This window comes from Micromonospora sp. NBC_00362, from assembly GCF_026342155.1.
Classification (GTDB): Bacteria; Actinomycetota; Actinomycetes; order Mycobacteriales; family Micromonosporaceae; genus Micromonospora; species Micromonospora hortensis.
Genome location: NZ_JAPENH010000001.1, coordinates 2,675,279 through 2,699,660 on the forward strand (window position 1 = coordinate 2,675,279; position 24,382 = coordinate 2,699,660).

The 24,382-nt window shown below is 73.0% G+C and carries 21 protein-coding genes, 2 tRNA genes and 1 pseudogene; 10 read left to right on the forward strand and 14 right to left on the reverse strand.

What is annotated here, in order from left to right; all coding sequences use genetic code 11:
- Positions 1-34: 34 nt before the first annotated feature.
- The 7 genes from OG992_RS12140 to OG992_RS12170 all read right to left on the reverse strand — a co-directional run bounded on the left by OG992_RS12140 (position 35) and on the right by OG992_RS12170 (position 6,128).
- Complete coding sequence (locus OG992_RS12140) at positions 35-772, reverse strand: hypothetical protein (RefSeq protein ID WP_266303279.1); 738 nt, start codon at positions 770-772, stop codon at positions 35-37.
- A gap of 67 nt (positions 773-839) precedes the next feature.
- Entirely contained in the window at positions 840-1,649 is an 810-nt protein-coding gene (locus tag OG992_RS12145) for an endonuclease/exonuclease/phosphatase family protein (RefSeq protein WP_266303280.1), read from the reverse strand.
- 11 nt (positions 1,650-1,660) lie between these two features.
- Positions 1,661-3,151 (reverse strand): phosphatase PAP2 family protein, encoded by a 1,491-nt coding sequence (locus OG992_RS12150; RefSeq protein WP_266303281.1) that lies wholly within the window; start codon positions 3,149-3,151, stop codon positions 1,661-1,663.
- A 70-nt stretch (positions 3,152-3,221) separates the two neighbouring features.
- Positions 3,222-4,223, reverse strand: a complete 1,002-nt coding sequence (locus OG992_RS12155; RefSeq protein WP_238683262.1) for a YihY/virulence factor BrkB family protein — start codon at positions 4,221-4,223, stop codon at positions 3,222-3,224.
- A complete protein-coding gene (locus OG992_RS12160) occupies positions 4,216-5,220 on the reverse strand; it encodes a diacylglycerol kinase family protein (protein WP_238683263.1) in 1,005 nt (334 codons plus the stop codon). The genes OG992_RS12155 and OG992_RS12160 overlap by 8 nt, the downstream gene beginning before the upstream one ends.
- 93 nt (positions 5,221-5,313) lie before the next feature.
- Positions 5,314-5,892 carry a Clp protease N-terminal domain-containing protein gene (locus OG992_RS12165; protein ID WP_238683386.1) on the reverse strand — a complete coding sequence of 193 codons (579 nt, stop codon included), beginning with the start codon at positions 5,890-5,892 and terminating at the stop codon, positions 5,314-5,316.
- Entirely contained in the window at positions 5,892-6,128 is a 237-nt protein-coding gene (locus tag OG992_RS12170; RefSeq protein ID WP_030336062.1) for an HTH domain-containing protein, read from the reverse strand. Before OG992_RS12170 ends, OG992_RS12165 begins: the two co-directional genes overlap by 1 nt.
- Positions 6,129-6,280: 152 nt before the next feature.
- Between OG992_RS12170 and OG992_RS12175 the strand changes: the two genes are divergently transcribed.
- The 3 genes from OG992_RS12175 (at position 6,281) to OG992_RS12185 (ending at position 10,471) form a co-directional block, all read left to right on the forward strand.
- A complete protein-coding gene (locus OG992_RS12175; protein ID WP_266303282.1) occupies positions 6,281-7,141 on the forward strand; it encodes a universal stress protein in 861 nt (286 codons plus the stop codon).
- Between the two features lie 67 nt (positions 7,142-7,208).
- Entirely contained in the window at positions 7,209-9,602 is a 2,394-nt protein-coding gene (locus OG992_RS12180; RefSeq protein WP_266305194.1) for a phosphoketolase, read from the forward strand.
- Positions 9,603-9,613: 11 nt separating this feature from the next.
- On the forward strand, positions 9,614-10,471 hold the full coding sequence (locus OG992_RS12185) for a universal stress protein (protein ID WP_266303283.1): 858 nt from the start codon (positions 9,614-9,616) through the stop codon (positions 10,469-10,471).
- Between the two features lie 34 nt (positions 10,472-10,505).
- Here the strand turns inward: OG992_RS12185 and OG992_RS12190 are convergent.
- The 3 genes and pseudogenes from OG992_RS12190 to OG992_RS12200 all read right to left on the reverse strand — a co-directional run bounded on the left by OG992_RS12190 (position 10,506) and on the right by OG992_RS12200 (position 12,573).
- Positions 10,506-11,497: pseudogene (locus OG992_RS12190) on the reverse strand (NAD-dependent epimerase/dehydratase family protein).
- 93 nt (positions 11,498-11,590) lie between these two features.
- Positions 11,591-12,058: a hypothetical protein gene (locus tag OG992_RS12195; RefSeq protein ID WP_266303284.1), complete on the reverse strand. Its 468-nt coding sequence runs from the start codon at positions 12,056-12,058 to the stop codon at positions 11,591-11,593.
- Positions 12,055-12,573, reverse strand: coding sequence for an RNA polymerase sigma factor (locus OG992_RS12200; RefSeq protein WP_266303285.1), 519 nt, complete (start codon positions 12,571-12,573; stop codon positions 12,055-12,057). Before OG992_RS12200 ends, OG992_RS12195 begins: the two co-directional genes overlap by 4 nt.
- Positions 12,574-12,776: 203 nt before the next feature.
- On the opposite strand from OG992_RS12200, the gene OG992_RS12205 reads away from it, so the two are divergent.
- Genes OG992_RS12205 through OG992_RS12220 form a run of 4 tightly spaced genes read left to right on the forward strand, consistent with a single transcriptional unit; the run spans position 12,777 to position 20,356 of the window.
- Positions 12,777-13,709, forward strand: a complete 933-nt coding sequence (locus OG992_RS12205) for an ABC transporter ATP-binding protein (RefSeq protein WP_238683266.1) — start codon at positions 12,777-12,779, stop codon at positions 13,707-13,709.
- The gene (locus OG992_RS12210) at positions 13,706-14,428 is read left to right on the forward strand and encodes an ABC transporter ATP-binding protein (RefSeq protein ID WP_266303286.1); all 723 of its coding nucleotides are present in this window, start codon (positions 13,706-13,708) and stop codon (positions 14,426-14,428) included. Before OG992_RS12205 ends, OG992_RS12210 begins: the two co-directional genes overlap by 4 nt.
- A 7-nt stretch (positions 14,429-14,435) precedes the next feature.
- Positions 14,436-17,600 carry a permease gene (locus tag OG992_RS12215; RefSeq protein ID WP_266303287.1) on the forward strand — a complete coding sequence of 1,055 codons (3,165 nt, stop codon included), beginning with the start codon at positions 14,436-14,438 and terminating at the stop codon, positions 17,598-17,600.
- A complete protein-coding gene (locus OG992_RS12220) occupies positions 17,597-20,356 on the forward strand; it encodes an ABC transporter permease (protein ID WP_266303288.1) in 2,760 nt (919 codons plus the stop codon). The genes OG992_RS12215 and OG992_RS12220 overlap by 4 nt, the downstream gene beginning before the upstream one ends.
- Positions 20,357-20,442: 86 nt before the next feature.
- On the opposite strand, the gene OG992_RS12225 is transcribed toward OG992_RS12220, so the two are convergent.
- Positions 20,443-20,517, reverse strand: a tRNA-Val gene (locus OG992_RS12225).
- A 26-nt stretch (positions 20,518-20,543) separates the two neighbouring features.
- Positions 20,544-20,616 (reverse strand) — tRNA-Gly (locus OG992_RS12230).
- 147 nt (positions 20,617-20,763) lie between these two features.
- Here OG992_RS12230 and OG992_RS12235 point away from each other — a divergent pair.
- Complete coding sequence (locus OG992_RS12235) at positions 20,764-21,006, forward strand: DUF6458 family protein (protein ID WP_091400768.1); 243 nt, start codon at positions 20,764-20,766, stop codon at positions 21,004-21,006.
- A 170-nt stretch (positions 21,007-21,176) separates the two neighbouring features.
- Here OG992_RS12235 and OG992_RS12240 read toward each other — a convergent pair whose 3' ends face one another.
- Both OG992_RS12240 and OG992_RS12245 read right to left on the reverse strand, forming a co-directional pair.
- Positions 21,177-22,133 (reverse strand): NADP-dependent oxidoreductase, encoded by a 957-nt coding sequence (locus OG992_RS12240; RefSeq protein ID WP_266303289.1) that lies wholly within the window; start codon positions 22,131-22,133, stop codon positions 21,177-21,179.
- Between the two features lie 46 nt (positions 22,134-22,179).
- Positions 22,180-22,761 (reverse strand): TetR/AcrR family transcriptional regulator, encoded by a 582-nt coding sequence (locus OG992_RS12245; RefSeq protein WP_112585044.1) that lies wholly within the window; start codon positions 22,759-22,761, stop codon positions 22,180-22,182.
- 117 nt (positions 22,762-22,878) lie between these two features.
- Between OG992_RS12245 and OG992_RS12250 the strand changes: the two genes are divergently transcribed.
- Both OG992_RS12250 and OG992_RS12255 read left to right on the forward strand, forming a co-directional pair.
- The gene (locus OG992_RS12250) at positions 22,879-23,613 is read left to right on the forward strand and encodes a GNAT family N-acetyltransferase (RefSeq protein WP_266303290.1); all 735 of its coding nucleotides are present in this window, start codon (positions 22,879-22,881) and stop codon (positions 23,611-23,613) included.
- 159 nt (positions 23,614-23,772) lie between these two features.
- Positions 23,773-24,258, forward strand: coding sequence for a winged helix-turn-helix domain-containing protein (locus OG992_RS12255; protein ID WP_266305195.1), 486 nt, complete (start codon positions 23,773-23,775; stop codon positions 24,256-24,258).
- Positions 24,259-24,382 lie beyond the last annotated feature (124 nt).

The window sequence follows — 24,382 nt, forward strand, 5'->3', positions numbered from 1 at the left end:
CCTGCTGAATCTGGTGCTCTGAGCCCCGCACGTCTCAACGGCGCAGGCCCAGGCCTTCGAGCACCTCCCGGACAGCCAGCCGGGCCGGGTCGAGCACCGAACGGCGGGCCCAGCGGGCCGCAGGCGTGACGGTGGCCCGCCACAGCCAGCGCAAGCCTCGCCCGAGTGGGCGCAGCAGTAGCCGGTGAAGCAGTCGCAGCACCCGTCCGGCCGTCCGCCACGCGCCGACCACCGCGGCGGCGACCAGCCGACCGACGGGCGTGAGCACAGTGCCCACCCAGTACAGCGGCCACAGGACCAGGTACTTGGCCAGCCAGATCAGCACGCGCCCCAGAACCACGAGGGCCGGGCGCAGCCCATGACGGGTCAACCAGACCAGCACGGGCCAGATCACCGTGCGGGCGACCCACAGCAGTGGGAGCCACAGCAGATGCCGGACGCACCAGACCAGCGGAAGCCAGACCAGCCGCTGCAGCACCCAGGCCAGCGGGGCCAGCAGCCAGCGGCGCAGGAACCGGCCCGTCGGGCGGAACAGGTACCGGTGCAGCAGTCGGCCGGCAGCCACGATCAGCTCCCAGAGCAGGCGTACCGGCAGCACCACGACCAGCGCCACACCACGCGCGACGGCCGCGACGAGCGGAGGCGCGACGGCGGCCGGCCGCGCCGTGCCCGAGACCGTTGAGTCGGCGGCCGAGCGAGCCCTCGCCGGCGCGGCCCGGTGATCGTTCGGCGGACCGGGCAGCGGTGAACGGAGGGTGCGGCGGTCGGTCACTGTGGCACGGTAATCGATGCGCGCCACGGCCCTGGGTGGCACCGGCAGCGCGAGCCGACGGGTGGCGTCAGCCGGGAGACAACTCCAGCGTGGCGAGCAGCGGATAGTGGTCGGAGGCGGTGGCCGCCGCGCCGTCGCGGATCACGCGACAGCCGTGCGTGCGCCGCGCCACCGCCGGGCTGCCGAGCAGGTAGTCGAGCCTCATCCCGGCGAACTCGGCCCCGCCGAGCCGGGTGGGCACGGTGTGGCCGGCGGCCTCCGGTGCGCCGACGTTGCCCGCCGGCCAGAGGTCGACGAGGCCGGCCGCGAGCAGCCGGGCGACAGCGCGGGTGTCCACGGCGTCACCGGAGCGACGCAGGTGCCGCCGCCGGTAGAGGGTGGGCATGCCGGCCAGCCGGGCGGTGTGGTCGACGGTCGGGTCGAGCGAGTTGAGGTCACCGGTGACCAGCGTCAGCTTCCCCCGGTCGCGGCGCATCGCGGCGACCAACCAGTCGACCTCCATCCGCCGCCGACCCCCGGAGTACGGGTAGAGGTGGGTCCCCAGCACCGTGAACGGGCCGGCGGACGTGGCCACCACGACGCGGGCGGTGGCGTGGTGGAACGGGCGGCGCACCGACCCCGCGTCGACGACCCGGTACGGGGGCCGGACCAGCACTGCCACCGGCTGCCCGAAGCAGGACCGGGCCAGGTGAGGAATCATCCCCACCCGGCCCGCCACGCCGGCCATCAGCCCGTCCCGGTCGAAGCCGCGCAACTCCTGCAGGGCCAGCACGTCCGGTGCCTGCTCGTCGACGAGCTGGACCACCTGATCCAGCCGGTCGAGGCCGCCGCGATCCCGGCCGCCGGTGCGGATGTTCCAGGTCATCACCCGCAGCACGACGGCGACGCCTAGTCGGCTCGGCCGGCCCGCGCCAGCTCGTCGTCGAGGCTGTCCACGTCCTCCGACTCGATGGCCGGTCGGTTGCCTTCCTTCAGGTCCTCGTTGGGGCGGATCACCAGGTAGAGCAAGCCGATCCAGAGCGCGGAGAGCAGGATCGCGCCCATGAAGTCGGTCGGGTGGTGCATCCCCCGGTACATCCGGGAGGTGGCCACCCCGACCGGCATGAGCACTGCCAGCCCCACGAAGATCCAACGCCACCACCGGTCGGTACGCGGGAAGACGACGAGGGTGATCGCCAGCCAGACGCAGATCGTGGCCGCGATGTGCCCGGACGGGAACGACGAGGTGGGCATCTGCCCGTCCAGGTTCTCCACCGGCGGACGCGGCCTGTCGATCGCGCGGGCCGACGCGAGGAAGAGGGTCAACTCCCCCACCATCGCCAGCGCCACGAAGAGCACCGGGCGCCAGCGCCGCCACACCGCCAGCACCAGCGGGCAGAACACCAGCGAGATCAGCAGGATGGCGTGGGTGTCACCGAACTTGCTCCACCACCAGCTCACGTCGGTCAGCACCTCGGTGTGCCGCTCGGCGAACCACTGCGGCACCCTCGTGTCGAGCGTGTCGAAGAAGGTGCCCTTGGCGTGGTAGCTGACGTACGTGCCGAAGCCGTACAGCGCCCCGAACACGATCACCCAGCCGACCAGCAGCTCGGCCACCGCCGAGCGGGGATGGGCCAGCACGTGTTCCTCGGCCGGGGCGGGGGCGATGTCGTGCCCCGCCTCCGGCTCCAGGCCCTCGGTCAGCGGCGGCACCGGCCGCCCCCGCTCCCGCCGCCACAGCCGGAAGGCGTACGCGGTGACGCCCAGCCAGGCGGCCCCGAGCAGCCAGGCGGCCAGCACGTCGGAGACGAAGTGCACGCCCAGCGCGATCCGGGTCAGCCCGACCAGTGCCACCAGCACACCGACGCCGACGATGGCCGGCTTGCGCCAGCGGGGCGCCATCGCCGGCAGGAACACCAGCAGCAGCGCTCCGTACGCGACGAACGAGCCGAGCGCGTGCCCGCTCGGGAAGCTGTTGCCGGGCGCGCTGGCGATCGGCACGTCCACGACCGGGCGGAGCCGGCCGACAAGCGTCTTCAGTGACGGGTCGAGGATCAGGCCACCGACCCCCGTGATGATCAGGTAGACGGCGAGTCGGGGCTGCCGCCGGATCAGCAGCCCGACCACGGCGATCGTGACCAGCCAGATGAGGATCGGCCGGCCGCCCAGGTCCGTGACCGCCTGGAGCACTGTGACCAGCGCGTGGTGCGGGGCGACGAGCCCGTTGAACCACTCGGCGAGCCCGTGGTCGACATCCTGCAACGGGCTCCACCGCACCCGGACGAGCAACAACAGCAGCCCGAAGGCCACCCCGGCACCGGTGACGGCCACCAGACCGGCAATGCTCCGTTCGGCGAAATGACCGATCGGACGGTGCGCCACCTCTTTGACCGCGGTCACCCCGCACCTCCCTTGTCGACTCTGGCGAGGCGCTTTACCCGATCCGCGTCCGTCGTACACGCCGGTGCCGCTAGAGCGCCGACATGTCCCCGGTGTCGTACAGCTCGGCGCGGTCCGGGTCGGGCTCCCACAGATCCGGTTGGGCGGGCTCCCGCGCACCGATGCGCAGCGCCTCCAGTTGGGCGGCGAAGGACAGCCCGCCGAAGAGCGCCATCCCGGTCAGGTTGGCCCAGAGCAGCAGCGCCATCATGCCGGTCAGGGCGCCGTAGGTCTGCCCGAAACCGTCGCTGAACCGCACGTACGCGGCGAGCAGCAGGCTGGCCAGCCACCACAGCGCCGTGGCGATGCCGGCGCCGAACAGCAGCCAGGACAGGCCGGGCTGGTTGCGGCGCGGCGCGTGTCGGAACAGCACGGCGACGGCGACGACGGTCAGCCCGAGGCTCAGCGGGAAGCGGATCACGTCCCAGATGCCGTTGGCGAGTTCGCCCCACTCGTAGTGTTCGCGGACCGAGTCGCCCATCGCGCCGCCGCCGACCAGGATCAGGAAGCCGGCGAGCGCGGGCAGGCCGGCGGTGACGGCCAGCACGGCGGCCCGGAGGTACTTGCGCAGCGCCGGGCGGTCCCGTTCGACGCCGTAGATGCGGTTGGCGCCCCGCTCGATCTGGGCCATCGTGGTGGTGAGCGCGAACAGGCCGGTGAGCAGACCGAGGGTGAGCGCCAGCTCCCCCGCGTCCTCGACGCGTTCGCCATCGCCGAGCAGCTCGCCGACCATCTGCGAACTCTGGCCGGGGGTGAGCGCCAGGACGGTGTCGGCGACCACCCGGCCGCCCTCCTCGACGCCCAGCTCGCTGATCAGGCCGGTGAGGGCGATCAGGAACGGCACCACGGCGAGGCAGAGTTGCAGCGCGAAGGCCCGGGAGTGGCTGAACCCGTCGCCGTAGCGGAACCGGATGAACGCGTCCCGCAGCAGGTGCCAGCCACCCTGCCCGCGCAGTGTGTGCCAGGCGTCGTCGGCGGACAGCTCCTCGTCGGCCATCAGCCGGGTCTCCGGCACGATCCGGGTACTACTCACTGCGGGCTTCCTCGATCAGCTGCTCGCCCCGCTCCCCGGCACCTTGCGCGTCGACGGCCAGGTCGGGGGCGTCCTCGGGCTGGGGGACGCAGAGCCAGAGCGCCTGCGGCCGAACCTCGGCCCGCAACTGCCGGCCCGGGGAGATCAGGTCGCCGTCCAACTCCCGAGGTTGCGCCCGGTTGCTGGTGACCACCACCCGCCGGCCCCGGAAGATCTCGAGCTGCGGCACCTGGCCGCTGCGGCGGATCACCGCCCAGCCGAGCGCGAGCCAGTGCCGCAGGTTGCGCGGGGTGAGCACGGCGACGTCGAGCCAGCCGTCGTCCGGCTCGGCCTCGGTCAGCAGGGTCACGCCGCCCTGCAGCCGGCCGACGTTGGCGATCAGGACCGAACGGGCCCGACGGCGCACCGGCGGCCGGTCGTCGATGCGGATCTGCACCCGCATCGGCCGGTCCCGGAGGTGGCGGGCGGCACCCATCACGTACGCGGGCCAGCCGATGCGGGCCTTGGTGGTCTCGTTGGTGGCTTCGAGCATCTGGGCGTCGAAGCCCATGCCGGCCATCACCGTGAAGTACTTGTCCTCGACAGCGCCGACGTCGAGCAGTCGTCGGCCGCGTTCGACGGCGACCTGCAACCCGGCGGCCAGGTCGGTGGAGAGCCCCAGGTTGGCGGCGAGCAGGTTGCCGGTGCCCTGCGGCAGCACGGCGAGGGCCACGTCGGTGCCGACTAACCCGCTGACGCAGGACATCACGGTGCCGTCGCCCCCGCAGGCGAAGACCAGGTCTACGCCGTCCTTGACGGCCTTCTCGGTCTGGCCGCGACCCGGATCGTCGACTGTCGTCTCGTACCACTGCGGCGCGGGCCAGCCGGCCGCGGTCAGGGCGTCGTCGACGGTCCGGCGCAACTCGTCGAGATCGTCGACCTTGACCGGGTTGACCACCACAGCGGAGCGCAACCCGCCGTCGCCGCCCGAGGGCCGCCTGTCCTGTCCAGCATCCACGGCGCCAGTGTGCAGCACCCGGACGCCTTCAGCGACCCGGCGACCGACGCGCGTCGGAAGTGCCACAGACAGGTTTCAACCCGGCCTCGCCCGTCAGGCCGCCGCCCGCAGGGCGAGCTCCACCCGTCGGCGCAGATCATCGAGGTCGACCCCGGACTCGGTGAGCACCAACGCGCCGAGCCCGTTGCCCTCCCTGAGCACCCCGAGCAGGATGTGCTCGGTGCCGATGTGGCGGTGGCGCAGGCGCAGGGCCTCCCGCAGGGACAGCTCCAGCGCCTTCTTCGAGCGGGGCGAGAACGGCCCGCCGAGGTACCGCTTCCGCCCCCAGCGGCGGCGTGGCGCCGGCACCGCCTCCCGTAGCGCGTCCGGGCCGAAGGACTGCTCGATGCGGGCCACGATCGCGGCCAGGTCGATGCCGATCTCCCGCAGCGCCGCGGCGTCCGCGTCGCCGAGGCCCGCGCCGCCGGTGACGGTGTGCCGGCGTACGCGTTCGCGCAGGTCGTCGGCGCGTACGCCAGCGTCGGCGAGCACCCGGCTGGCCAGCCCGGCGTCGTCGGCGAGCAGGGCGAGCAGGAGGTGCTCGGTGCCGACCGGCCGCTGGCCCTCGACCCGCGCCTCCTCCAGTGCCCGTTTCACCACGTCGCGCGCCCGGTCGGTGAACCGTTCGAACATCACGCCTCCCAGGATGAGTTGACCGCCGGTCGCCCGGCGTGCTTCTTGTGCACTGCCTGCCGGCTGACCTCGAGCGTGTCGGCGATCTCCTGCCAGGACCAGCCCTGTCGTCGGGCGTTGTCGACCTGGACCACCTCGAGCCGCTCAAGGAGCCGGCGTAGCGCGCGGACGGCACGCAGCCCGACCCGGGGGTCGGTGCTGCCGGCTGCCGCCGCGAGTTCTGTCGCCTGACTCATGCCGTCAACATACGTTGACAACTGGTGGCTTGTCAACCCTGGTTGACGAGCGTCGGACGCGGCGGATCGGACCCGCCACCGGGCACATCCGACTACCCTCGGTCAGGGACAGCTTGGTCGTGCCGGGCGCGACGCCCGGGAGGTGATATCGGATGGCCGCACCCGCCGACGCAGCGGTGCTGGTCGGCCTCGGGTCGGAACTCGACCTCCCGGTCGTCGAACAGGCCGCTCAGGAGGCCGCCGGACACGGCCGGCCACTGCACCTGCTGCACACCTTCGACTGGCGCGCGGCCTTCGCCGCGGACACCGTCGCCGCACCCCGGGACCAGGCCGAAAAACTGATCACCCGCGCCGCGCAACTCGCCCACCAGACCGAGCCGGGGCTGACCGTACGCGGGGAGATCGTCGAGAGCGCGATGCTGCCCACCCTCATCCGCCGCTCGGAGGGCACCTTCCTGCTGGCCGTCGGCGACAGCGGCATGGCGGGCAGCGGTCAGTGTGTTCCGGCCGAGACGACCGCCGTGCAGTTGGCCGCACGCGCCGGCTGTCCCCTATTGGTGGTCCGACGTGAGCCGCCGCCGCAGGGCCCGGTGTTGGTGGGCGTGGACGGCTCGCCCAGCTCACACCTCGCCCTGCAATGGGCCGTGCGGTGCGCGGCCCGCCGGGGCGCCCGACTGCTGGCGCTGCGGGTCGTGGAGTACGACGAGGACACCGACGCGGTCGCCGAGCAGCTCACCGAAGCACTGGACCGGCACACCGGCCGCGACAACACGGTGCCGACCGAGTGCCGGGTGGTACGCGGTGACCCCGCCGACGTGCTGATCGACACGTCCCGCAACGCGCAGGTGGCGCTGGTCGCCGCCCGCGGCGACGAACCGGGCCGGGCCATGCTGGGCGCCGTCGCCCAGTCCCTGCTCTACCACTCCCCGGCCCCGGTGGTCGTCGTCCGCGGCCTGGCCGAGGCGCCGCTGACCGGGCCCGGCGCCCACCCGGAGCCTGACCAACGGCCCTGACCCGTGGCGTACGCAGCGGCCAGGCTGGACGCCGGACGCCCCATTCCTACCCGCGAGAGGCAGCATGATGGAGACCGCTCTCGACGTGCACCACGCCCTCACCGACGACGAGCTGCGCCGGCTGGACGCCTACTGGCGCGCCGCGAACTACCTCACCGTCGGGCAGATCTACCTGCTGGACAATCCGCTGCTGCGCGAGCCGCTGACCCCCGACGACATCAAACCCCGGCTGCTCGGGCACTGGGGCACCAGCCCCGGCCTGAACCTGATCTACGCCCACCTCAACCGGGTGATCGTGGCGCGCGACCTCAACGCCATGCTGGTCACCGGCCCCGGCCACGGCGGACCGGCCATCGTGGCCAACACCTGGCTGGAGGGCACCTGGTCGGAGCGCTACCACGACGTGGCCCGCGACGAGGCCGGGATGTCCCGGCTCTTCCGCCAGTTCTCCTTCCCGGGCGGCATCCCCAGCCATGTCGCGGCGGACGTGCCGGGCTCGATTCACGAGGGCGGCGAACTCGGGTACGCGTTGAGCCACGCCTACGGCGCCGCGTTCGACCACCCGGACCTGTTGGTGGCCTGCGTGATCGGCGACGGCGAAGCGGAGACCGGGCCGCTGGCCGGCAGTTGGCTCTCCGACGTCTTCCTCAACCCGGCGCGCGACGGCGCGGTGCTGCCCATCCTGCACCTCAACGGCTACAAGATCGCCAACCCGACAGTGCTGTCCCGGATCCCCGAGGCCGACCTGCTCGACCTCATGCGCGGATCGGGCTACCAGCCGTACGTGGTGGCCGGTGACGAGCCCGCCCGGGTACACCGGGCCCTCGCCGCGACGCTGGACCGTGTGCTGGGTGAGATCGTCGAGATCCAGCGGAGGGCACGCTCCGGAGGCGACGTCGAACGTCCCCGCTGGCCGATGATCATTCTGCGGACGCCGAAGGGCTGGACCGGCCCGCGTGAGGTCGACGGCACCCAGGTGGAGGGCACCTACCGCGCCCACCAGGTGCCCCTGTCGGGCGTACGCGACAACCCGGCGCACCGAGCCGAGCTGGAGCGCTGGCTGCGCAGCTACCGGCCGGAGGAACTGTTCGACGCGACCGGCGCGCCGGTGGAGGAGCTGCTGACGCTTCCGCCGCGCGGTGACCGGCGGATGAGCGCCAACCCGGTCACCAACGGCGGCGTGGTGCTGCGCGACCTGACCCTGCCGGACTTTCGCGACTACGGCGTGGAGGTTCCCGAACCGGGTACGCCGATCGCCGGCGCGACAGGGGTGCTCGGCCCCTGGATCCGCGACGTCATCAGCGCCAACCCCCAGACGTTCCGGCTGTTCGGCCCGGACGAGGTCGCGTCCAACCGACTGGGTGCGGCGTTCGAGGTGACCGACCGGGCCTGGGTGGCCGCCACGGTGCCCGGCGACGACCACCTCTCCCCCGACGGGCGGGTCATGGAGGTGCTCTCCGAGCACCTGTGCCAGGGCTGGCTGGAGGGCTACCTGCTGACCGGTCGGCACGGCGTGTTCACCAGTTACGAGGCGTTCATCCACATCGTCGACTCGATGCTCAACCAGCACGCCAAGTGGCTGAAGGTGACCCGGGCCATCCCCTGGCGGCAGCCGATCGCCTCGCTGAACTACCTGCTCTCCAGCCACGTCTGGCGGCAGGACCACAACGGCTTCTCCCACCAGGACCCGGGCTTCATCGACCACGTCGTCAACAAGAAGGCCGAGGTGGTGCGGGTCTATCTGCCGCCGGACGCCAACACGCTGCTCGCCACGATGGACCACTGCCTGCGCAGCCGGCACTACATCAACGTGGTGGTGGCCGGTAAGCAGGCCGCCCCGAACTGGCTGACGATGACCGAGGCGATCCAGCACACCCGGCGTGGCCTGGGCATCTGGGAATGGGCCAGCAACGACGGCGGCACCGAACCGGACGTGGTGCTCGCCTGCTGCGGGGACGTGCCCACCCTGGAGACGTTGGCCGCCGTCGAGCTGCTGCGCCAGAACCTGCCGACCTTGAAGGTGCGCCTGGTCAATGTGGTCGACCTGATGCGACTCCAGCCGGACACCGAGCATCCGCACGGGCTGACCGACAACGAGTTCGACACCATCTTCACCCAGGACCGGCCGATCATCTTCGCGTACCACGGTTACCCATGGTTGATCCACCGACTCACCTACCGCCGCACCAACCACGAGAACCTGCACGTGCGCGGTTACAAGGAGGAGGGCACCACGACCACTCCGTTCGACATGGTGATGCTCAACGACCTGGACCGCTTCCACCTCGTCATCGACGTCATCGACCGGGTGCCCGGGCTGGCCGCCAGCGCCGCGCACCTGCGCCAACGAATGGTCGACGCCCGACAGGCGGCCCGCGACTACACCCGCGAGTACGGCGAGGACGACCCACAGGTCGCCGAATGGCGCTGGGTCCGCGAAACCGACCCGACCACCCCCTGAAGGAGGACGACGTGCGCGACGCGGAGATCCTGGTCGGCTACGACGGCTCCACCGACGCCTCGGTGGCTTTGAACTGGGCCATGGAGGAGGCGCGGCACAGCGGCCAGCCGGTGCGGCTGGCGTACGTCTTCGAATGGCTGACAGTGGCCAGTTGGGTCGGTCCGGGCGTGGCCCCCGGCGTGTGGCCGGACGACACCGCCCGCCGGCAGGTCGAGGACCTGGTCCGCAGGGCCGCGGCGGACGCCACCGCGGCGAACCCCGGGCTGACCATCACCGGCGAGGTGTACGACGGGCCGCCCGCGCTGGTGTTGCAGGAACGCTCGGCGGACGCCGGGATGCTGGTGCTCGGCAGCCGGGGTCACGGCGGGTTCGGCGGCCTGCTCGCCGGGTCGACGGCGGTGTCGGTCGCCGCGCACGCCCACTGCCCGGTCGTGGTGGTCCGGGACGGGGCCGACAGCGCCGTGACCGACGCGTCGGGCCGCCCGGTGGCGGTCGGGGTGGACGGCTCGGAGCCTTCGCTGGTGGCGCTCGGCTTCGCTGCCGAACGGGCGGCGCAGCGGCAGCTGCCGCTGCGCGTCCTGCACGCCTGGACACCGGGCCCCGGCGGGGCGGCCGGGGTGCCCGACGAGCGGGCCGCCGTGGAGCAGGCGCTGGAGCCGTGGCGGCGGACGTTCCCCGGACTGGCGGTGACCGTCGACCTGGAGTCGACCAACCCGGCGGCGATGCTGATAGAGGCGAGCCGGGACGCGCGGCTGGTGGTGGTCGGCAGCCGCGGCCGGGGCGGGCTGGCTGGAATGCTGCTCGGCTCGGTCAGTCAGCAACTCATCCAGCACGCCCACTGCCCGGTCGCTGTGGTCCGCGAACGCTGATCACGACGTGCCCTTCGGCCGACGGCGGCGTCGGTCAGGCGGCGAGCACGGCGGCCTCCACTGCCGGGTCCAGCCCGATCGAGCTGCGCTGCGGTCGTCCGGCGCGCGGGGGAACCGCACCGACCTCGCGCAGCCAGCGCCAGGTGTCGCCGACGGTCTCGGTCACCGGCCGGCAGGTCAACCCGGCGGCCAGTGCCCGGGTCACGTCCTGCTCCAACAACCCCCGGTACGGGTGCCCGCGCGGCAGCCAGATCGGCAGGTCGCTCCACGGCTGCACCCCGGCGGCGAGGATCGACGCCGGATCGGTCCACCGCAGCCGGGCGTCCGAGCCGGTGGCGACCACGCACCCGTCGAGCAGCTCGCCCATCGTGGTCTGCGCCGGAGGACCGACGGCGTTGAACGTGCCACCCACCCGCCGGGCGCCCGCGTCGAGCATCCACCCCGCCAGGTCGCGGACGTCGACGTACTGCACCGGCAGGTCGGCCGGCGCGGGGGCGAGCACGTCCCCGCCCCGCTCGATGCGCCGTAGCCACCAGGGCAGCCGGCCGATGTCCTCGCCCGGGCCCAGGATCAGGCCGGCCCGGGCGACCAGCGCACGCCGACCGAACACCTCCCGCACGGCGCGCTCGGCACCGGCCTTGAGCTGCGGGTAGTCGCCGTCGACGGCACCCGGGTCGGCGTCCACCACCGGGGAGTCCTCATGCAACCCCGCCTCGGCATGGTCGGTGTAGACCGAGCCGCTGGACACGTACACGTAGTGGCCGACCCCGTCGACGAGGGCGCGGGCGGCGTCGCCGGCGGCCCGCGGCGCACCGTCCCAGGTGTCCACAGCGACGTCCCACTCGCCGCCGGCCAGCGCGGCCAGGCCGTCCGGCGCGGTGCGGTCACCCGCAACCGGAGCACGCCGGACGGCACCGTGCCGTGGAGCCCTCGGTTGAACACCGTCACCGACCAGCCGCGGCGCACGGCCTCGGCGACAGCGGCCCCGCCCACGAAGCCCGTACCGCCCAGCACCAGCAGTCTCATGCGCTCCACAGTGCGGGCGTCGACCGGGCAAGGGCACCCCTGTTCACCGGCAGCGGATCTGCTCGTGGCAGAACCTCACGATCGTGCCGCCATTCACCTGTTGCCCGTCGCCGGTCCGGCCAGCACGTTCCTGCGGCGCAGCAGCGCCGCTCGCGCCCGACGGGCCGCCCGCAGGTTCAGGGCCGCCACCGCGCCGAGCAGGAGCACAACGCCCAGCAGCGCCGGCTCCAGTTCGTGACGCAGCAGGCTGATGATCAGCGCGCCACCGCTGAATGCCAGCCAGGCCCCGACGCCGAGCCAGCCGGCGACCACCCGGTCCCGGGCGAACAACGGAGTCCGTCGAGTCACGGCCCAACCACCGAACACCGCCCAGCACAAGCCGATCACCACCAGGACGGCGAAGGCCACATTGGTACGCGTCGGCAACCCGGGCTCGGTCGCCCAGAGCAGCCCGATCAGGGCGCTCGCGGTGAGACCGGTGAAGGCCAGTGCCAGATAGCCGACCCGCCTGCGCAGCGACAACGGCGCGTCCAGTCGCGCCAGCACCTCTTCCGGAGTCATGCCTCGTACCCCTTCCGTACCAGTTCGTGGCGCAACAACCTGCGGGCCCGGTTGAGCCGCGACTTGACAGTGCCGACGGGTATGCCGCAGATCTGCGCGCAGGCTTCCAGCGGCTGATCCTCCAGGTGGAACAGCAGCAGCACCTCCCGTTCCCGGGCGGGAAGCGCCGCCAACGCCCCGGCCAGCGTCTCCCGGTTGACGACCTCCTCCGCCTCGTCGGCGCCCGGCAGGTCGTCGATCGGTTCGGGTTCCGGGTGGGCGTACGCGTCCCGCAACCGGTTCATCACCGCCCGACGGGCGATGATGAACAGCCACGGGGTGAACCGGTCCGGCTGACGCAACTTCGGCAGCCCCTTGAAGACCGCCAACCAGATCTCCTGCACCACATCGTCGTCGGACCCACCGAGCATCCGCCCGACGTACCGCTCGACCGCCGGATGCCAGCCCTGCACCAACTCGGCGAACGCCTCCCGTTCACCCAACTGGCAGCGGACCACCAGCAACTCATCGCTCATCGGCCCTCCTTCGCCTGTTCAGTCGGCGTCAGAGCCCGGCAGGTTCACGACCCGCCACAGCGAAAACCGGCTCCCGGCGGGTGGAGGTCGCGGCGGTAGACCCTCGTCCAGAATGCAGGAAAGCCACCCCGGGCATGGTCAACGGAGGCGCCGATTGCGAAACTGCTTCAATCTGCATCAGCACAACCCGGACGGAGCAGGGAATGTCCAGCACACCGCTGTCCCTGCCGCAGCCAACCGCGCGGGCACCAGAGTTCGGCCGGGACGCGCTCATCGTCTGCGAAAACCTGGTGCGGATCTACCAGACCGGTTCGATCGAGGTCCAGGCACTGCAGGGCCTGGACCTGGCCGTGGAGAGCGGTGAGCTGGTCGCCGTCGTCGGTGCCTCCGGATCGGGCAAGTCGACACTGCTCTCCATCCTGGCCGGCATCGACGCCCCCACCGCCGGACGGGTCCGGGTCGACAGGTGGAACCTGCTGGCGATGTCCCGCGCGGACCGGGTCGACTACCGGCGGCACACCGTCGGGTTCGTACGGCAACAGACGGCGAGCAACCTGATCCCCTACCTGACCGCACGCGAGATGGTGGACCTGCCGATGACGGCTGCCCGTACCGCGAAGCAGGAGCGCCGGGAACGCGCGGCCGAGCTGCTGGACAGCCTCGGTGTCGCCGACTGCGCCGATCGCCGCCCCGGGCAACTCTCCGGAGGGCAGCAGATGCGGGTCGCGATCGCCGTGGCGCTGGCCAACCAACCGCGGGTCCTGCTCGCCGACGAGCCCACCGGCGAGCTGGACGCCGCCACGTCCGCGGAGGTCTTCGGCGTGCTGCGGGACGTCAACCGGCGCTACGGCGTCACAGTGGTCGTGGTGACCCACGATCCGGAGGTCAGCGGCCAGGTCGAACGGACCGTCGCGATCCGGGATGGACGCACCAGCAGCGAGGTGCTGCGCCGCACCACCACCGACGCGGAGGGCGACACGCACACGATCGCCGAGGAGTACGCCGTGATGGACCGGGCCGGGCGGGTCCAGGTGCCCCGCGAGTTCCGCGAGGCGCTGGCGCTGACCCGACGGGTCCGGCTGGCCCTGGAACCCGACCACATCACGATCCACCCCGACTCGGGAAGCGGCGAATGAGCAGCGAGCCACTGCTGAGCGTGCGCGACGTACACCGGCGCTTCCGCACCGGGCCGACAGTCGTACACGCCCTGAACGGCGTGTCGTTCGACGTGGCCGCCGGTTCGATGGTGGCGCTCGTCGGCCGGTCCGGCTCGGGCAAGACCACCCTGCTCAACGTCATCGGTGGCCTGGACCGTCCGGACGCCGGCACCGTGCGGGTCGACGGCACCGACGTCACGGCGCTCGACGAGGATGGCCTGTCCCGGCTGCGGCGGGAGAAGGTGTCGTACGTCTTTCAGAGCTTCGGGTTGATCCCGGTGCTGTCGGCCGCGGAGAACGTCGCGGCCCCGCTGCGGATGGCCCGCGTCGCCCCGGCCGAGCGTGAGCGGCGGGTCGAGTTGCTGCTGGAGCTGATCGGCCTGGCCGACCACGCCGGGCAGCGGCCGGCCGAGCTGTCCGGCGGCCAGCAGCAGCGGGTGGCGATCGCCCGCGCGCTGGCCGCCTCGCCCCAGCTTCTGCTCGCCGACGAGCCCACCGGGCAACTGGACGCCGAGACAGGTCTGTCGGTGATGGCCCTGCTACGCGGGATAGTGGAATCCGAGGGCGTCACCGTACTGGTGTCGACGCACGACGCGGTGATGATGGCCCTGGCCGACAGGGTGATCCGTATCCACGACGGGCACCTCGACGAACAGGCGGCCGGGCAGTCGCACGCGCCAGTGCCAGACGCCGGGTGACGCGACGATGAGGCTGGTCAGCCGGCGCGCCCGCGCGCAGTGGCCGTTGCTGGCAGCCCTCCTCGGGGTCGTCACGATCGGCGCGACCCTGTTGGGTACCTGCACCCTGTTGGTCACCCACACCGCCGAGCGGGCGTTGGAGGTCGCCCTGGCCCGCGCCGCCCCGGCCGCCGTCGACGTGACCGTCTACACCGGCACCGTCGAGGGCCGGGACACGTCGTCCGTCGCCGCCGACACCCGCACCGTGGTGGCCTCCACGCTCGCACCGTTTCCGGTGACGACAAGCGCGCGGGCGTCGACGGTGCTGCGGGCGCTGCCGCCCGCGCTCGCCGCTGGCACCACAGTGCCGGCCCAGGCGTACCTGTCGGGGCTGGACGACCTGCCGACCCGAGCCGAGTTGGTCACCGGGCGCTGGCCACAGCACCCTGGCGACGCGGTGCTGCTGGAGTCCACCGCACAACTGCTCGGCCTCACCCCCGGTGACCGGGTACGCCTCGGCGCCGAGCTGGCCCACGCGCCCGTCCCGGCCGTCGACGTGGTCGTCGTCGGTGTGGTGCGCCCGCTGCCGGGCCGCGGCTGGGACCGCGACCCGCTGGCAGCGGCCGGCTCCGCCACCGGCTACCGGGACGGCCGCTTCCAACAGCCGGTCAACGCCTACGGCCCGTTCCTCGTCGACCTCGCCGACCTGGTCACCACCGGCGCCACGGTCGACCGGCTGGAGGTCACCGCCCATCCGGACCTGTCCGACAGCAACCGCCACGACCTGGAGACCGTGGCTGGGGCCGTCGGCAGTGCCGACGGCCGGCTGGCGGGCACCCTCGGCGAGCGCGTCCGGCTCGCACGTGTCGCCTCCGAACTGCCACTGACCCTGCGGGCCGCCGACGACCAACGGCACGTCACCGCCGCCGTCGTGCTGGCCATCGCCGTCCTCGGCGGTGTCCTGGCCGCGACGGCACTCGTCCTCGCCGGCCGTCTGACCACTGGCATACGCGCCGACGAGACCGCCCTGCGGTCCGCCCTGGGCACCAGCCGTCGCCAACTCGCCGCCACCGCGACACTCGAGGCCGGGCTCGTCGCCGCCGTCGCCGCCGCGATCGCGATACCGGCCTCGTCGGCCCTGCACGCCGGCCTGACCCACCTGCCGCCTCTGGACGGCGCCGGCCTTACCGTCCGGCCGGCGATCGCCGGTGCCCAGGTCCTCGCGGTCGCCGGTGGCGCGCTGGTGCTCGCCGCCGTGCTCGTCGTCCTGGCGATCCGGCCCGTCCCGACAGCCGGCGACCAGCGAACCCGCCGCGAACTGCTGGCCCGATCCGGCGCCGACCTGATGCTCGCGGTGTTCGCCGCCGCCGGATGGTGGCAGCTGTACGCGCAGTCCGCCGCCGCCAGCCCACGCGCCGACGCGGTCCGGGTGCTCGCGCCGGCGCTGCTGCTCATCGCGGGCGCCGCCCTGGCTCTCCGGGTGGTACTGCCCGCCCTTCGCGGCGCCGACCGGCTGGCGTACCGCGCCCGAGGGCTGGCGCTTCCGCTGGCGGTCTCCGAGGCCGCCCGCCGGCCACAGGCGGTCGCCGCCGGACTGCTCGTCGGACTGGCCTGCGCGGCCGGAACCTTCGGTCTCGCCTTCGACGACACGTGGCACCAGTCGCAGCGCGACCAGGCCGCGCTCGCCGTCGGCACCGACCTGGCCCTCACCCTCAGCACGGCGCCGGTGGCCGGAGACGGCGCGATCGTCAGCGCGGCCACCGCGGGGGCCGTGAGTCCGGCCCTCGACCGTGGCACCGCCGTCGGTCAGTGGCTCGGCAACGCCGGCGACGCGCCGCGCCTGGTCGCCGTCGACACCACCCGCGCCGACGCGCTGCTACGCGGGCGGCTGGACAACGACAGCGGATGGGCGGACGTGGGCGCCACGCTGGCACCACGCACCCGGGTCAACGGCTTCGCCGTTCCGGCGGGCGCCCCACTCGTCCTGACCGGGACCGCCGCCGGCGACATTCCGCTCGTCGTGACGCCCCGGCTGATGCTGCAGGACGCCACCGGCCTCCGCACGTCCTGCACCGGTCCCGCCATACCGCTCGACGGCCAGGAGTTCCGGCTGCCCGCCTGCGCGACGGCTGACGGGCTGCGCCTCGTCGCGGTCGCCCTGCCGGTCACCGCCGACGCGGTCGGCGGACCCGTCGCTGTCGCCGTCACACTCACAGTGCCGCCCGCCGGGTCGGCCGAGAGGCCCACTGACGGATCGGATTGGACCGCCACGTCCGCGCCGCCGGTCCCGAGCAGGTTGAGCGACCCGACCGTCACGGTGTCCGCCACCCCGACGGGGACCACGCTGCGGATGGCCGCGACCGTCGACCTCGGCGGCGCCGAGGACGCCGCCCGGACCCTCGTCGCCACCGCCTTCCCGAACCCGGGCCCGGTGCCCGTCGCCGTCTCCGCCCGCTTCGCCAGCGAGGTCGGCGCCGAGAACGGCAGCAAGCTCAGCGTCACTGTCGGCATCACGCCCGTCCCGGTCGTCGTCACCGAGGTCGTGCCGACCGTGCCGTCCGCCCCCGGCGCCGTCGCCGTCCTGGCCGACTTGGACACGCTGTCGCGCGCACGTGCCGTCACCGGCGACCTGACGTTCCCGGTGGACGCCTGGTGGGTCGGCCACCCGGCCGGCCCCGGTGCCGCCGAGCGGGCCGCCGCCCTGCACCTGGGCACCGTCGCGACCCGTGAGGCGGAGACCGCCCGCCTCACCGGCGGCCCGCTGCTCGCCGGGCTGCCGGCGGCACTCCGCCTCATCGTCCCGGCTGCGGCCCTGCTCCTGCTCGCCGGTGTCGTCCTGCACGTCACCTGTGACCTCCAGGTCCGCGCCGTCGAGGTGACGCGACTGCGCGGCCTGGGGATGACCCGGCGCGGCATCCGGGCCGTGCTGCTCGGCCAGCACGCCGGCGTTCTGCTGCCCCTGCTCGCGGCGGGCGCGGCCGTCGGCGCGCTCGCCACCCGCGTCGTCGCTCCCCTGCTCGTGCGCTCCGAAACCGGTGCCGCGCCGATCCCGGCGACCCAGCCACACTGGCCGTGGCCAGCCGAGGCCGCACTGCTCGCCGTACTGCTGGCCGGATGCATGCTGGTGGTCGCCATCGTGGTCACCGTCCAGGTCCGCCGGGCCGACGCCGCGCACCTGCGGGTGGCCCCGTGAACCGGTGGCTGACCCGCTGGCGGCCGGCGCTGCATTGGCCCAGCGTCCGTGGCCGTGGCCGTACCGACGCCGGACCGTTGCTGCTCACCGCCGCCGTCATCGCAGCCGTCGCGCTGCTCGCCGGGGCCGCGCCGCCGCTGCTGCGCGCCGCCGCCGACAACGCCGTCCAGGACACGGTCCGCCGCGCCGGCAGCGACTCGAACGTCCTCGTACACGCCAACTGGGAACGCGACGACGGGCCGACCGGCGGGCGGGTCCGGATGCCCAGCCTCGCCGAGGCCCTCGACAACTTCCGCGCCCGGGCGACATCCGAGCTCGGGCCCGATCTCGATGCCGCGTTGCTCCCGCCCCTCGCCACTGCCAACGGCCCGATCCTCGACATCACCGGCGGCAGCGCGCCGCGTACCTTCCAGTTCACCTACCTGGCCGGCGACAACGGCGGCCCGGACGTGACCTGGATCGCCGGCAGCCCACCCGGCCCCGCCGTCTCCGACCAGTACGTCGAAATCCCCTACGACGGGCCGCCCTGGCCGGTGCAGGTCGGCCTCTCCGAGGCGGACGCCGCCGCACTCGACCTCGGTCCCGGCGATCGAATTCCGCTCAAGGACGGCCGGGGTCGCGACAAGGACGTCCGGATCAGCGGGATCTACCGACCCACGGACGGCGACGACCCAGCCTGGCGGCTCGCCCCGGCGCTCCTGCGCCCCGTGCCCGGCGCCGACGGCGTGGGGACCACCCGGTTCGCCGGCCTCCTGTCGCGAGAGTCGTTACCGGACGCCCGGCTCGCCGTCGACGAGGACCAACTGCGGCGCACCATCCACTTCGCCCCCGTCCCCGACGCGCTCACCTGGGACGCCACCGCGGCGCTCGCCAGCCAGGTGGTCAAGCTCAAGGCGACCTCCGGCTCGTCGAGCGACCGCGAGCAATCCCTGAAGTGGGAATCGCAGCTCGACGCCGCCCTACGCGAGGCAAGTGCCCGCAACAGCGCCGCTTCCACACAGGCCGCCGTCCTGCTCGCCGGCGTACTGACCGCCACGGTGCTGGTCCTGCTGCTCGCCGCCGACCTGCTGGTCCGCCGCCGTACCCCGGTGCTGAGCGCCGCCCGGCAGCGCGGGGCGGCGCTACCCGACCTCGGTGCGGAACTGATCATCGAGTCCACAGTGGTGTCAGTGTCGGCCGCCGCCGTCGGGCTCGCGCTCGCCCGCGCGGCCGCCCCGGGCGTCTCCTGGTCCTGGGCCGTTCCCGTGGTCCTGGCCGGTGTTGTCGCCGGGCCGGCGTTCGGCACCCTCGCCGCCGCCCGCGCCAGCCGTGACCGGCGCCAACCCGCCAACCCGGCCGCTCGGCGCTGGATCCGGGCCACCGGCCAGTTGCGCCGCACCGCAGCGGAGGCCGCCGTCCTGATCGCCGCGGTCGCCGCCTTCGTCACACTGCACCAGCGCGGGCTCCTGCCCCTGGCCTCCGACGGGGACAACGGCGAGCTGACCGGTGACCTCATCCTGCCGATCAGTGCCCTCGCCTTGGGCGCGCTCGTCGGCGCGCTCGTCCTGCTCCGGCTGTTGCCCCTCGGGGCGCGGTTCTCGCTCCGACAGGCCCTACGCTCGCGCCGCCCGCTGGCCGTGTTCAGTGCCGCCCAGGCGGCCACAACGGCCGGGCGCGCGCTGCCGCTGCTGGTTCTGGTCAGCACCACGGCACTCGCGTCGTTCGCGCTCATCCTCGGCGCCACAGTCACCCGAGGCCTGACCGACGGCGCGTGGAGCACCGTCGGCGCCGACGCCCGCCTCGACGTCGGCGCCGACGCCGAGGCCGCCACGCCCGCGCTCGGCGAGCGCATCGCCGCCGCACCCGGGGTAGGGCACGTCGTCGTCGCGCAGGTGACCGACTCCGCACGCGTCTTCACCGAGTCGACGCTGCTCACCCCACGCCTGGTCGTCGTGGACACCGCGGCGTTCCAGCGCCTGCTGGCCACCACTCCGCTGCCCGACGCGCCGGCGCTGGCCCGGCTCACGGCACCCGGTCCTGGCCCCGGGGAGGTCCCAGCGCTGGTCCGCTCGGCTGACGGCCGTCTGCGCACCGGCACGCGGCTGCAGCTACCCCGGGACGGCGCCCCGGCGATCCGTCTCGCCGCCGTCGGTACCGCTCCCTCCGTCGGCGGCGTCGACGACGTCGTCATCGTGGACGCCGCGACCCTCGCCGTCGCCGGGCTGCCCGCCGTTCCGAATACCGTCTGGGTCACCGGCCCCGGCGCGGCGCAGGCCGTGTCGAACACCGGAATCGCCTCCGACGTCGTGCTGCGTGCGGACGTCCTGCGGGCGCAGCGGGTGGCTCCGCTGACGGCGGGGCTGGTACGGCTGGCGTGGACCGTCGCCGCGGTGCTGCTGGCGCTGGGTTTGCTCGGCCTCACGCTCTCCGCCGCCGCCGGTGCGTCGCAGCGGTGGCAGACCCTGACCCGGCTGCGGACCCTCGGCCTGCGGCCACGCGACGCCCGCTGGGTCGCCGCCGGAGAACTACTGCCGCCGGTAGTGGTCACCGCGGTGTGTGGCCCGCTACTCGGGGCCCTGCTCGCACGTCTGACGCTCGGCCCGCTCGACCTGCGGCTGCTCACCGGCCAGGCCGCCGACCCGACGGCTGTCCTGCCGTGGTGGTTGCTGGGTCTGGTGAGTGTGGCACTGCTGGCGACGGCCGCCACCGTCGTACCTGTCGAGTCGGCGCTGCGGCGACGCGACCGGCTGAGCGAGGTACTTCGCGCCGGCGAGTGACCGAGGGTCTCCCGGTGCGGGAAGCAGAAACGGCGAGACCCGTTACCGGAGATCCGGTAACGGGCCTTCTGATCCACTTGCATGGATGGTGGGCGATACTGGGTTTGAACCAGTGACCTCTTCCGTGTCAGGGAAGCGCGCTCCCACTGCGCCAATCGCCCGTGGCGGCCCCGTGGGGCGCATCGCGAGCGGACGACGGGATTCGAACCCGCGACCCTCACCTTGGCAAGGTGATGCGCTACCAGCTGCGCTACGTCCGCACGTCTCCGGCAAGCGCCGGTGACAGGTGAACTCTACCCGATGCCAAGATCGCTTGGAACGGCACCCTGACTGGTCGCGGTTGCGCTGGTCCCCGCCGGGGTACTGAAGGGCTCGACAGCGCACCACACCCCCTTAAGGAGGCTGTCGTGGGTATCGGCACCAGCATCTTCCTGATCGCGCTCGGCGCGATCCTCACCTTCGCACTGGACGCGAGCGTCGGCGGCATCAACCTCGACGTGGTCGGCTGGATCCTGATGGGCGCCGGCGTGCTCGGCCTGATCATGACCACGCTGATCTGGGGTCGCCGCCGCCAGGTCGTCACCACCACCGAGCAGCCGGTGGAGTACCGCCAGGTCGAGGAGCGGCGGGACATCGCCCCGCCGCTGTGACCCGGCCAGACCCACAGCTGGCGGAGCCGCCAGACCACAGTGATTCCGGGCCGGCCGCCTCGCCGAAGGCGGCCGGCCTCTCGCGCCCGTGACCCCGCAGGCAGCAGACGCCGGGTAGGCGTCGCCGCCGCCGGTGAGTGGACCATCGCGCTCCGGCGTTGCCGGTGGAATCAGAACTCGATGACCAACCGGCCGCGTACCCCTCCGGCTTCCAGGAGCTGATGCGCGCGGGCCGCCTCCTGCGGCGGGAACCGGCCGGCGACCCGCAGGGTCAGCGCACCCTCCTCGGCGAGTCGCCGAAGCAGGTCGAGTTTGTCGCGGCGCCCGTCGTACTCGTGCACGTACGCGGACACCATGTCGATCCTCCGCTGGTCGGCCTGCGCCCGCAGCACCGGATCGGGCCCGCCGCGCAGCAGCGCCACGGCACCACCCTCGCGCACGGCGGGCAACAACGCGCCACCGAGCAACGCGGTGTCGACAGCGGCGTCCACCCCGTCCGGGGCATGCTCCCGGAAGCGGTCGGCGACACCCGGGCCTCGGGTCACCGTCACGTCGGCGCCGAGCGCCGCTACCAGTTCGGCGTCATTCGGCGCCGCGTCGGCAAACACTCGGTGACCGGCGGCCTTGGCGAGCTGTACCGCGTACCCGCCGACGGCACCGGCCGCGCCGGTCACCGCGAGGGTGCTGCCGGGCGGCAGCCGCAACTGGTCCAGGGCATGCAGGGCGGTCAACCCGTTCAACGGCAGCGTGGCCGCCTCGGCGAGTGACATGCCGGCCGGAGCGGGCACCACCCAGGACTCCGGGAGCACGACCCATTCCGCGTATCCGCCGCCGGCCGCCCGGGTCGGGTTGACCATGGCCATCACCGGGTCACCCGGGGCGAGTGCGCCACTGGTGCCGGAACCCACCTCGTCGATGGTGCCGGCGATGTCCTGGCCGGGCAGCAGCGGGTCGCTGCCGCGCAGTCGCACCGGCGTCATACCGGCCCGGATCAGGGTGTCCGCCGGGTTGACCGACGCGGCGCGTACCCGGATGCGGACCTCGCCCGGGCCCGCGTGCGGCGTCGGGAGCTCGACAACCCGCAGCACCTCAGGCCCGCCGTAGCGCAGCAGTCCGACCGCTCTCATGCTCGACTCCTCATTCGGGTGAACGGCCGACCACCGTGTCCGGCGGTCAGTTCAGGCAGGTGAGCGCGACCTCGGCGTAACGCGTCAGCGCCGCCCGGTCCGGGTTGATGGCACCCATCACCCGCAGGCCCTGGAGGCTGGTGACCAGGAAGCCGGCCAGGTCGGTGGCGCTGCGGTCGGTGGTGATCTGCCCCCGCAGCTGCGCCTCGGCGAGCAGGTCGTAGAGCGCCAACTCCAGGGACTGGGTGGTCGAGCGAAGCCGCTCGGCGACCCGCACGTCCTGGTGCGCCCGTTCCATCGACGCCCCGACGATGAGGCAGGAGAGGTGCCGGCCGTCGCCGGTGATGTCGTCCACCGTGCCGATGAACACCTCACGGATGACCGCCCGCGCGTCGTTGCCCGAGCGCAGCAGATCGACCATCGGTGTGGCGTAGCGCTGCCGGTACAGGTCGAGCACCGCCAGGTAGAGGCCGTCCTTGCTGCCGAACGCCGCGTAGATCGAGCCGCTGCCCAGGCCGGTCGCCTCGGAGAGGTCCCGCATGGAGGTGCCCTCGTAGCCCTTGCTCCGGAACACGTCCATGGCAGCGTCGACTGCGGCGTCGAGGTCGAACTCACGGGTGCGGGCCATGGCTGAACGCTACCCGCTATCTGGAACGATCGACAAAGTACCGCCGGTCACAGCCGCCGCTCCGAGAGCCGTTTCCGCTGGCCGAAGGGTGTGCCGGCCCGCGTTACGATCCAGATCATGGAGCCTCTCGACACGGTGCTGGCCGCGCACCGGGCGTACCTGCTCGGTTGGAACATCGGTGTCGCGGGGGGTCCGGACCTTCCGACCTACCGCAGTGACGTGCCGCACGCACCCCTCAACGGTGTGCTGCGGGTGGTCGGGCGCACACCACGGGACGCGCTCGTCGCAGCCCGGAAGCGCCTGCACGGCGTACCCCGCATCTGGTGGGTCGGCCCGGACAGCGACGCCGGCACCGCGGACGGCCTGGTCTCCCTCGGCGCGGTGCAGGTCGCCCGCATGCCGATCATGACCGTGCGAATCGGGGCGGTGGCCGAGGTGCCGACTCCCGCCGGCATGCAGATCGCCGAGACGACCGACCTCGCCGCGTTCGTCCCGGCCTATGCCAGGGTGTCCGGAATCCCGGCGGACGGTGTGGCGGCGACGATCGAACGGGAGAAGGCGTTCACCGGCGACGGCACCGTGCTGCGCCTGGCCGGTCGCCTCGATGACGGCCGGATCGTCGCGACGGCCGTCGCCTGGATCAGCCATGGTCTGGTCACCCTCTACTTCGTCGGCACCCAGCCAGAGCAGCGCCGCAGGGGCATCGGAGCGGCCATGACCAGGGCGGCGCTCGATCTGGCTGCCGAGCGGGGCGCCCGCACCGCCGCCCTCACCTCGTCGGCCGTCGGCGAGTCGGTCTACCACGGCCTCGGCTTCCGGCCGGTGGGCGAGTTCCGCCTGTTGACCTTCTGAAAGCGAACGAACGACCCGGCGAGCCCGAGTGGATCACGGGGTGGCCGCCCGCCGGAAACCATTGACTACGGGGTTCAGACAGCGTTGTCTTCTACTGGCGCCTGGGGAGGTACGACAGTGATCGACGATGTGTCCCTCGTGTTCTGTGTGACCGCCGACGTGTCGGTGCGCGAGCGGATGGTGCGGCGCCTGGACGGACTCGGCACCCTGGTGATCTGCACCGACCTCGCGGAGTTGCAGGCGATGATCGCCGGGCCGGTCATCAGCGGGCCGGCGAGGCTCCCCACCACCGCGTCCGCCCCCGCTCCAGCCGCTGCCGCAGCCGCTCCAGCCGTCGGCGTGGCCGGCCAGATCAACCTCGGTGACCTCACCATCGACCCGCTCGACCATCGGGTGACGTGGCGCGGACAACCGCTGGCCCTGACGCGACTCGAGCGCAACCTGCTCACCCAACTCGCCACCGCACCGGTCGGAGTCTGGACCTACCAGCGGCTCTTCGAATCGGTCTGGGGCTGCGCGTTCCTCGGCGACACGTCGATCCTGCACTCGGCCGTGAAGCGGTTACGTCGCAAACTGCACGCCGTCGACGACGCACTGCGCGTGCACACCGTGCGAGGCATCGGCTACCGGCTCAGCGTCGACTGATGGCCTGGGGCCTCCGACGCGTTCCGGTGAAACCTCCGACCTTCATCCACCAGGCGGGGATCTCCGGACCGGGACGGTTGTTCGACGACCGACCCGCCTGTTCGAGTTCCTGTCCGAGCGATGC